The sequence below is a fragment of the Mesorhizobium sp. M00.F.Ca.ET.216.01.1.1 genome (assembly GCF_004010325.2).
Classification (GTDB): domain Bacteria; phylum Pseudomonadota; class Alphaproteobacteria; order Rhizobiales; family Rhizobiaceae; genus Mesorhizobium.
Map to the genome: position 1 here is coordinate 123820 of NZ_SADR02000012.1, position 10131 is coordinate 133950.

Sequence of the window (10131 nt, forward strand, 5' to 3'; positions counted from 1 at the left end):
GACGTCTTGGCGCCGACTACTCCGCTGCTTCCTGCATGCGGGGTGCGGCGCCGAGGACGGCAGCGTCGACATGGGGTTCGAATTTTTCGAAATTGACCGCGAACATTCCGACCAGCCTTGCTGCCTGCCGGTCATAGGCGGCCGTGTCGGCCCAGGTCGATCTCGGATCGAGGATAGCGTGGTCGACGCCGGCAACCGCCACCGGCACGTCGAAACCAAAATTGGCGTCAGTGCGGAAGTCGGCCGCCTTCAGCGAGCCGTCGAGCGCCGCGGCAAGCAGCGCTCGCGTCGCCTTGATCGGCATGCGGCGGCCGGTGCCATAGGCACCGCCGGTCCAGCCGGTATTGACCAGCCAGCAATCGACGTCGTGCAGGGCAATCAGCTCGCGCAGCAGGCTGCCGTATTCCGAGGGATGGCGCGGCATGAACGGCGCGCCGAAACAGGTCGAAAACGTCGCTTCGGGTTCGGTGACGCCCTTTTCGGTTCCTGCCACCTTCGCCGTATAGCCGGAGAGGAAATGATACATCGCCTGCGCCGGGGTTAGCCGTGCGATCGGCGGTATCACGCCGAATGCGTCGGCGGTCAGCATGATGATGTTCCTGGGGTGGCCGGCGCGTCCCGTTTTGCTGGCATTGGGAATGAAGTGAAGCGGATAGGCGCAGCGCGTGTTTTCGGTAAGCCTGCCGTCGTCGAAATCCGGTACGGCGTCCGCGCCGAGCACCACGTTCTCCAGCACGGTGCCGAAGCGCTGGGTGGTGGCGAAGATTTCCGGCTCGGCTTCCGCCGAAAGCTTTATCGTCTTGGCATAGCAGCCACCTTCGAAATTGAAGACACCCTGCGGACCCCAGCCGTGCTCGTCGTCGCCGACCAATGTGCGCGACGGGTCGGCCGACAGCGTCGTCTTGCCAGTCCCCGACAGGCCAAAGAAGATGGCCGCGTCTCCGTCGGCGCCTTCATTGGCCGAGCAATGCATCGGCATCACGCCCTTCGCCGGCAACAGATAGTTGAGCGCGGTGAACACCGACTTCTTCATTTCGCCGGCATAAGAAGTGCCGCCGATCAGCACGATCATGCGCGAGAGATCGACGGCGATCACCGTTTCGGTGCGGGTGCCGTGACGGGCGGGATCGGCGCGGAACGACGGCAGGTCGATGATTGTCATGTCAGGCACGAAGTGCTCGAGTTCGGCTGCTTGCGGACGAATGAGCAGATTGCGGATGAACAAGGAGTGCCAGGCCAGTTCGGTGACGACCCTGGTGCGCAGCTTCAATTCCTCGTCGGCGCCGCCGACCAGATCCTGTACATAGAGGTCCATGTTGGCCGCATGAGCGCGAAAATCGGCAAGCAAGATGTCGAATTGGGCCGGCGAGATCGCCTTGTTGTTGTCCCACCAGACATGCGGTGCGGTGGTTTCGTCGCGCACGACGAATTTGTCCTTGGGCGAGCGGCCAGTGTGCTGGCCGGTCTCGGCGACCAGCGCGCCATGCGCGGTGAGCCGGGCCTCGCCACGGCCGATCGCTTGCTCGTAGAGTTGAGCCGCACCGAAATTATAGCGCACCATGCCCGTGGTCTTCAGGCCGATCCGATCGATCGCGCATGCGGGATTGCGTTTGCCGGCTTCCGACATGGAGTGTTCCTCTCTGATTTGCCGCGTCTTGACCGGCGAGTTCCTGGAACCCCGCTGCATGGGGCTGAAAAGGGTCAGAACCAGAAAAACCGAATGATATCAAATCATTAATCGATTTAAATATTTTGAAAGTTGTTTAAATCGTTTATATGTGCAAAAAAGCCAAAGGTTGCCCAAGGGATTGGCAATCCTTGATCGTCCAATCCGTGTCGAGGTGCGATTGTGGCCGCCGGCATGCCGCTGGTGACAGCGGACGGAGCCTATGCCACATTTTGTACCTAATTTGTCCTGCAAAAGCCCCTTCTCGACGAAAGAAGGGACAGCTCATGAGGGAGCCGCTTGAAATGGCAACAATCGCGCTTGTCGATGACGATCGCAACATCCTGACTTCGGTCTCGATCGCCCTCGAATCCGAGGGGTATCGTGTCGAAACCTACACGGATGGCGCATCGGCGCTGGAAGGCCTGGCGGCACGCCCGCCAAATCTCGCCATCCTCGACATCAAGATGCCGCGCATGGACGGCATGGAGCTGCTGCGCCGGATGCGGCAGAAATCCGACCTGCCGGTGATCTTCCTGACATCGAAGGACGACGAGATCGATGAGCTTTTCGGCCTCAAGATGGGCGCCGACGACTTCATCCGCAAACCCTTTTCGCAGCGTCTCCTTGTCGAGCGGGTTCGCGCAGTGCTGCGCCGCACCAGCGCCCGCGAGGCGGCCGCCAAGGCGCCCAGCCAGCAGGCGCGTTCGCTGGAGCGCGGCCAACTTGTCATGGACCAGGAGCGACACACTTGCACCTGGAAAGGCGAGCCGGTGACGCTTACTGTCACCGAGTTCCTGATCCTGCACTCGCTGGCGCAGCGGCCCGGTGTGGTAAAAAGCCGTGATGCGCTGATGGATTCGGCCTATGATGAGCAGGTCTATGTCGACGACCGCACCATCGACAGTCACATCAAGCGGCTGCGCAAGAAGTTCAAGGCCGTCGATGACGACTTCGAGATGATCGAAACCCTTTACGGAGTCGGATACCGGTTCCGCGAAGCATGAATTCAGCGGGAGCTGCTATTCGATGGCAGTGGACGTAGAGCGAAGCAGACGGGCGGGCGCTGTCAGGCGGCCGCCGCGGATTCTGCCCGCATTCCTGTCGAAAATCACAGTGCCCATGCGCCGCTTCCTCGGCCATCACATCTTTTCCAGCCTGACGCGGCGTATCCTTTTCCTCAACCTTGCCGGCCTGGCCGTCCTGGTCACCGGCATTCTCTACCTGAACACCTTCCGCGACGGGCTTATCGATGCCCGTGTCGAAAGCCTGATGACCCAAGGCGAGATCATCGCCGGCGCGATTGCGGCGTCGGCGACGGTCGAGACCGATTCGATCAGCATCGATCCGGAAAAACTGCTTGAACTGCAGGCCGGCGAGAGCCTCGGCCCCGGCACCGACCAGCTCGACAACCTGGATTTCCCGATCAACCCGGAACGCGTGGCGCCGGTGCTCAGGCGATTGATCTCGCCGACGCGCACGCGGGCCCGCATCTACGACCGTGACGCCAACCTGTTGCTTGATTCGCGCCATCTCTATTCGCGCGGCCAGATCCTTCGCTACGACCTGCCGCCGGTCAAGGAGGAAGAACCCGACCTTCTGGAGCGCATCCAGAAATTCGTCTTCGATTTCTTCCGCAACACCCAGCTGCCAGTCTACCATGAACAGCCGGGCGGCAACGGTGCTGCATTCCCGGAAGTGGTCAAGGCGCTTACCGGCAGCCCGTCGACCATCGTGCGGATCAGCGAACAGGGTGAGCAGATTGTTTCGGTGGCCGTGCCGATCCAGCGCTTCCGCGCCGTTCTCGGGGTGCTGATGCTGTCGACCGAAGGCGGCGACATCGACAAGATCGTCGCTGCCGAACGCAAGGCGATCTTGCGCGTCTTCGGCATCGCCGCCCTTGTCACCGCAATCCTGTCGATGCTGCTGGCCTCGACCATCGCCAACCCGCTGCGCAGGCTGTCGGCCGCTGCGGTGCGGGTGCGGCGCGGCGTCAAGAACCGCGAGGAAATCCCGGATTTCTCCGATCGGCAGGACGAGATCGGCAATCTGTCGATCGCCGTACGCGACATGACCAATGCGCTCTACGCCCGTATCGAGGCGATCGAAAGTTTTGCGGCTGACGTCTCGCATGAATTGAAGAACCCGCTCACCTCGCTGCGCAGCGCGGTGGAAACGCTGCCACTGGCCAAGAACGACACATCGCGCGGCCGGCTGATGGAAATCATCCAGCACGATGTCAGGCGGCTGGACCGTCTCATAACCGATATTTCGGACGCATCCCGCCTCGACGCCGAACTGGCGCGTGAAGATGCCGGAACGGTCGACCTGAAGAAGTTCATCACCGATCTCGTCGCCGTCTCGCGCGAGACCACGCGCAACAAGAAGGCGGTCGAGATCGAACTGAAAGTCGCCAAGTTGCCGCCAGGTATCAAAGGCTACTTCGTCGCCGGCCATGATCTAAGGATCGGTCAGGTCATCACCAACCTGATCGAGAATGCCCGCTCCTTCGTCCCCGAAGAGCATGGTCACATCGCCATATCGCTGGCACGCGCCGGCAAGTTCAACATCATCACCATCGACGACAATGGGCCGGGCATCCGGGCCGACAACATCGATCGCATTTTTGAACGCTTCTACACCGACCGCCCGGCCGGCGAGGCGTTCGGCCAGAATTCGGGACTTGGCCTGTCGATCAGCCGGCAGATCGCCGAAGCACATGGCGGCACGCTGACCGCCGAGAACATCCCGGGCACCAAGCCCGGTGAAATCAAGGGTGCGCGCTTCGTCGTGACGCTGCCGGCAGAAGCATGATCGCGAATGCCTGATCCGACCACGAAGGCTGAGAACATTCACGGAACCGCGATTCTGATCGGCGATCGCGGCATTCTCATTAGCGGACCGTCCGGTTCTGGCAAGACGACGCTGGCGTTCGCACTCATCGATCATTGCCGCGTGCGCGGGTTGTTCTCGCGGCTGATCGGGGACGACAGGCTGCTTGCCGCCAATCGTGCCGGGCGGCTGGTCTGCCACGTGCCTTCCCCGATCGCTGGCCTCGCCGAAGTGCCGGGATTTGGTCCGCGACCGCTATCGTTCGAGCCTGGCTGCGTTATCGATCTCCATATAAGGCTGGTGCCGCATGAGCAAATGGCACGCTTTCAGGAGGATTTCATCGAGCCGGTCGCGAGCTGCCCGGTGCCGCGGATCGATCTTGCCGAGCGTAACATTCCGGCGGCCTTGCCAGCGGTGATGTCGCGGCTGTCGATTGCGCCTTTCGTATAAGGCATCGCAGGCTCTGGTTCGATTTTTTGCTGCAATGCGTCAAAATGGCCCAAGCTTGCGCAATTTTGGGCTTGTCAACGCGCCTCGCGTCGACAAGATAGCGCTCCCGCCGCCCGGACTGGCCGGCGAGCATGAAATGCGCCTGTAAAGCGGCGATGACGGGAGCCACCAACGAATGATCGGACTCGTGCTTGTGACGCACGGTCAACTGGCCGCCGAATTCCGACATGCCGTGGAACATGTCGTCGGGCCACAAGACAATTTCGAGACCGTGGCGATCGGCGCCGACGACGATATGGAGCAGCGCCGCCGCGACATCGTCGATGCGGTGGCGCATGTCGAGACCGGGTCGGGCGTCATCGTCTTGACCGACATGTTCGGCGGCACGCCCTCGAACCTCGCCATCTCGGTGATGGAATCCGGCCGTATCGAGGTCATTGCCGGCATGAACCTGCCGATGCTGATCAAGCTGTCCAGCATTCGCAAGGGCGACAACATGGCGGCTGCACTCGACGAAGCGCAAGCCGCCGGCCGTAAATACATCAATGTCGCCAGCCAGCTCCTGAGCAGCAAATGAACGCGCTGTCGCCGGAGAAGGATCGGATCGTTCGGGAGTTTCCGATCGTCAACCAGCGCGGCCTGCATGCGCGCGCCTCGGCGAAGTTCGTCCAGGTCGCCAGCGGCTTCAACGCCACTGTCCATGTCGAGAAGGACGGCGTCACGGTCGGCGGCACCTCGATCATGGGCCTGATGATGTTGGCGGCGAGCCCGGGCTATTCGATCCGCGTCACCGCCAGCGGGCCGGAAGCCGCAAATGTCATCGATGCGCTGGAGCAACTGGTCGCTTCTCGCTTCGGCGAGGAATGCTGACCTCGCCCCTCAAAGACATACACGAATAAAGATTTCTTTATATCCCATTGTCGTTCGACCGGCGATCTGCTAGTCAAGCTGGCAACCCGCGCCCTTCGATGCGCCTTCCGGCGTGGGCGCGTTCCGCAAAAACCAATTCGCATCGGAGCACTGCCATGACGGGTAGCAAGGATTATGTGGTCGCCGACATTTCGCTTGCCGGCTGGGGCCGCAAGGAGATCGAGATCGCCGAAACCGAAATGCCGGGGCTGATGGCTTGCCGCGAGGAATTCGGCGACAAGAAGCCGCTCAAGGGCGCGCGCATCACCGGTTCGCTGCACATGACCATCCAGACGGCAGTATTGATCGAAACGCTGAAGGTGCTTGGCGCCGATATCCGCTGGGCCTCCTGCAACATCTTTTCGACCCAAGACCACGCGGCTGCCGCGATTGCCGAAGCCGGCGTTCCTGTGTTTGCCATCAAGGGCGAGACGCTTGAGGACTATTGGGACTACACCGACAGGATCTTCCAGTGGGCCGATGGCGGCACCTCCAACATGATCCTCGACGACGGCGGCGATGCCACCATGTACATCCTGACCGGCGCCCGCGCCGAAGCCGGCGAGGACGTGTTGTCCAATCCGGGCAGCGAAGAGGAAGAGATCCTGTTTGCCCAGATCAAGAAGCGGATGAAGGCGTCGCCCGGCTTCTTCGCCAAGCAGAAGGCGGCAATCCGCGGCGTCACCGAAGAGACGACGACCGGCGTCAACCGGCTCTACCAGTTGCAGAAGAAGGGGCTGTTGCCGTTCCCGGCCATCAACGTCAACGATTCGGTGACCAAGTCGAAATTCGACAACAAATATGGCTGCAAGGAATCGCTGGTCGACGGCATTCGCCGCGGCACCGACACGATGATGGCCGGCAAGGTCGCGGTCGTGTGCGGCTATGGCGACGTCGGCAAGGGTTCGTCGGCCTCGCTGAAGGGCGCCGGCGCCCGCGTCAAGGTTACCGAAGTCGATCCGATCTGCGCCCTGCAGGCGGCGATGGACGGCTTCGAGGTCGTCACGCTCGAAGATGCCGCCCCGACCGCCGACATCGTCATCACCACCACCGGCAACAAGGATGTCGTCACCATCGACCACATGCGGGCTATGAAGGACATGGTGATCGTCGGCAACATCGGCCACTTCGACAACGAGATCCAGGTGGCGGCGCTGCGCAATCTGAAATGGACCAATGTCAAGCCGCAAGTCGACATGATCACCTTCCCGGACGGCAAGCGGATGATCCTCTTGTCGGAGGGCCGCCTGCTCAATCTCGGCAACGCCACAGGCCATCCGAGCTTCGTCATGTCGGCTTCGTTCACCAACCAGGTGCTGGCACAAATCGAGCTGTTCTCCAAGCACGGCCAGTACCAGAACCAGGTCTATGTCCTGCCGAAACACCTCGACGAAAAGGTCGCGCGCCTGCATCTCGGCAAGCTCGGCGCCCGCCTGACCGAACTGTCCGGCGAACAGGCCGCCTATATCGGTGTTACCCCGCAAGGGCCGTTCAAGCCGGAACACTACCGCTATTAACCAACGCGAAAATTACCACTAGATATTGAAGCCGGGCGATTGACTTTTCGCCCGGCTTTATTTTTGCGCTGATTGATTCTTCACGCCGATTCCCGCAAGCGCTATGGTGCTGATTCGTGGCTCGGGGGACGAGGCCCGACGCACGCATCAGGGCGGTCTTGCATTCAGGCGGCGAAAAGGACCAAGACATGCCGGGGGAAAACCCGTCTCGCGCGGGACAGGCCGTTTCCGGCGGCCGTACCGATTCGATGACCATCGGCTCCGCCGTCAAGGGCGGCAGCTTTTCATGGCGCGTTGCGGCCCGCGTCAGGACACTGCTTGCCGGGTCGGCGCTTGCCGCTCCCATGCTTGGCTTCGCGGCGCATGCCGAGACAAGTATTGCGCAAAAAGCCGGACTGTCAGTCAGCACCGTCGAGGTCATGCAGCTTGCCATGTTCGTCGGCGTCATGGGCGCGGCGCTGGTCTCGGCGATTGTCCTGATCCGCGAAAGAGCGCGCACCTCGGCCCAGAATGTCGAGCTCAGGGCTCGCATCGCAGACGTCAACGCAGCACTTCAGCGCTCGGAGGCACTGCTCAATTTGCGCGACCAGCGCGTGGTCGTATGGGCCGCGGAGAACAAGAAGCCCGAGCTCATCGGAACATTGCCGCTGGAGAGCGGCGCCCCGGAAGACCGAGCCGCCTTTCTTGCCTTCGGCCGCTGGCTGATGCCGCGCTCGGCGGCTGCGCTCGAGCATGCCGTGGCAGGCCTGCGCGAAAAGGCGAGGCCCTTCGATCTCGTCATCGAAACGCAGGCCGGGGCGCCACTTGAGGTGCACGGGCGCAAGAGTGCCGCGCATGTCATCGTGCGTTTCGTCTCGCTTTCGGAAACTATGCGAAGCCAGGCCAGGCTGAAAATCGAAAACCAGCGGCTTGCCGCCGACTACGACACCATGCTCGGCCTTCTAGACGCGCTGCAGATGCCGACATGGCTGCGCGGGGCCGACGGGCGGCTGAAATGGGTCAACCGCGCCTATGCCGAGGCGGTCGAAGCGGAAAATGCCGAAGTTGCCGTTCGCGAGGCGAAGGAATTCTTGGGCGGCCAGGCGCGCGATGCGATCGTCGAGCAGCACAAATCGCATCCGGTCTTCGAACAGACACTGTCCACGGTGATCGAGGGCGACCGCCGCGTGTTCACTGTCACCGACTTCGCCGGCGCGGACGGCTCCGCCGGCCTCGCCTGCGACACCAGCGCCATCGAAAACATCCGCGGCGAATATGAGCGGACGGTGAGAAGCCATGCCGACACGCTCGACCAGCTCAACACGGCAGTGGCGATTTTCGATACCGACGAGAAGCTGCGGTTCTTCAACCAGGCGTTCCAGAAACTGTGGAGCCTCGACAGCGGCTTCCTGCACAGCGGCCCGGACAACGCCCTGTTGCTCGACCGGCTGCGCAGCGAAGGCAAGATCGCCGAGCAGCCCGAATGGCGCCGCTGGAAGGAGAGCCTGCTCAGTGCCTATCGCGCCGTCGAATCGCAGGAGCATTGGTGGCATCTGCCGGACGGCAAGACCATCCGGGTGGTGGCCAGCCCGCAGCCCAAGGGCGGCGTGACCTGGGTGTTCGAGAACCTGACCGAGAAAATGGACCTGGAAAGCCGCTACCAGACGGCAGTGCGGGTGCAGGGCGAGACGCTCGACAATCTTGCCGAAGGCGTGGCGGTGTTCGGCCCGGATGGACGGCTTCGTTTGTCCAATCCCGCCTTTGTCGCCCTGTGGGGACTGGACACGGGTGTCGTCAAGCCCAATGTCCATGTTTCGGCGATCCGCGATCTGTGCGACCAGCGTGCCGCGGACAGTCCGTGGGGCGGGTTCGTCGCCGCAATCACCGGCTTCGACGACGAGCGGCGTGACCGCCATGGCCAGACAGAGCTCAATAACGGCACCGTGCTGCGCTATGCCGTCATCCACCTGCCGAACGGGCAAGTGATGATGACCTTCGTCGATGTCACAGACAGCGTCAACGTCGAGCGGGCGCTGAAGGACAAGAACGAAGCGCTGCAGAAATCCGACCAGCTCAAGAACGAGTTCGTGCAGCACGTCTCCTACGAGCTGCGCTCGCCGCTGACCAACATCATCGGCTTCACCGAGCTGCTGTCGCTGCCGGCAACCGGGCCGTTGAGCCCGAAGCAGCGCGAATATGTCGAGCATGTCGGCTCGTCCTCCTCGGTACTGCTCACCATCGTCAACGACATACTCGACCTGGCGACGGTGGATGCCGGCATCATGCAGCTCGACATCTCCGAAGTGAGCATCGACAGGACCATTACCGCCGCCGCCGAACTGGTTGCCGACCGGCTGGACGAGCATTCGATCAAGCTCAGGATCGATGCCGCGGCGGCGCCAAAAAGCTTCCACGGCGACGAGATCCGCGTCCGCCAGATCCTTTACAATCTGCTCAGCAACGCCGCGAATTATGCGCCGGAGGCGAGTACCGTCACGCTTGCCTGCCGCCGGCTTGCGGAAGGCGTGGAGTTTTCCGTCCATGACGACGGCCCCGGCATGCCGCCGGACCTGCTCGATTCGGTGTTCCGCCGCTTCGAGCCGAGGACCAATGGCGGGCGCCGGCGCGGCGCCGGCCTCGGCCTGTCGATCGTCAAGAGCTTCGTCGAGCTGCATGGCGGCAGCGTCCGCATCGAGACCGGTAAGGATCGCGGCACCACCGTCATCTGCACATTTCCCGATGCACCGTCGGGTGTTCGCGCGGCGGCCGAGTAGCGCG

At 62.3% G+C, this 10131-nt stretch carries 8 protein-coding genes; 7 read left to right on the forward strand and 1 reads right to left on the reverse strand.

What is annotated here, in order from left to right:
* Positions 1 to 16: 16 nt before the first annotated feature.
* Positions 17 to 1627 carry a phosphoenolpyruvate carboxykinase gene (locus tag EN859_RS17320; RefSeq protein ID WP_127854106.1) on the reverse strand — a complete coding sequence of 537 codons (1611 nt, stop codon included), beginning with the start codon at positions 1625 to 1627 and terminating at the stop codon, positions 17 to 19.
* 344 nt (positions 1628 to 1971) lie between these two features.
* Between EN859_RS17320 and EN859_RS17325 the strand changes: the two genes are divergently transcribed.
* From EN859_RS17325 to EN859_RS17360, 7 genes are all read left to right on the forward strand, one after another.
* On the forward strand, positions 1972 to 2673 hold the full coding sequence (locus EN859_RS17325; RefSeq protein WP_006201274.1) for a response regulator transcription factor: 702 nt from the start codon (positions 1972 to 1974) through the stop codon (positions 2671 to 2673).
* A gap of 22 nt (positions 2674 to 2695) precedes the next feature.
* A complete protein-coding gene (locus EN859_RS17330; protein WP_127854107.1) occupies positions 2696 to 4480 on the forward strand; it encodes a sensor histidine kinase in 1785 nt (594 codons plus the stop codon).
* Between the two features lie 6 nt (positions 4481 to 4486).
* Positions 4487 to 4948 (forward strand): HPr kinase/phosphorylase, encoded by a 462-nt coding sequence (locus tag EN859_RS17335; RefSeq protein WP_127854108.1) that lies wholly within the window; start codon positions 4487 to 4489, stop codon positions 4946 to 4948.
* Between the two features lie 175 nt (positions 4949 to 5123).
* Positions 5124 to 5525, forward strand: a complete 402-nt coding sequence (locus tag EN859_RS17345) for a PTS sugar transporter subunit IIA (RefSeq protein WP_127854109.1) — start codon at positions 5124 to 5126, stop codon at positions 5523 to 5525.
* On the forward strand, positions 5522 to 5818 hold the full coding sequence (locus EN859_RS17350; protein ID WP_127854110.1) for an HPr family phosphocarrier protein: 297 nt from the start codon (positions 5522 to 5524) through the stop codon (positions 5816 to 5818). Before EN859_RS17345 ends, EN859_RS17350 begins: the two co-directional genes overlap by 4 nt.
* A gap of 155 nt (positions 5819 to 5973) precedes the next feature.
* Positions 5974 to 7374 (forward strand): adenosylhomocysteinase, encoded by a 1401-nt coding sequence (ahcY, locus tag EN859_RS17355; RefSeq protein WP_127854111.1) that lies wholly within the window; start codon positions 5974 to 5976, stop codon positions 7372 to 7374.
* A gap of 188 nt (positions 7375 to 7562) precedes the next feature.
* Positions 7563 to 10127 (forward strand): PAS domain-containing sensor histidine kinase, encoded by a 2565-nt coding sequence (locus tag EN859_RS17360; RefSeq protein WP_127854112.1) that lies wholly within the window; start codon positions 7563 to 7565, stop codon positions 10125 to 10127.
* Positions 10128 to 10131: the final 4 nt, after the last annotated feature.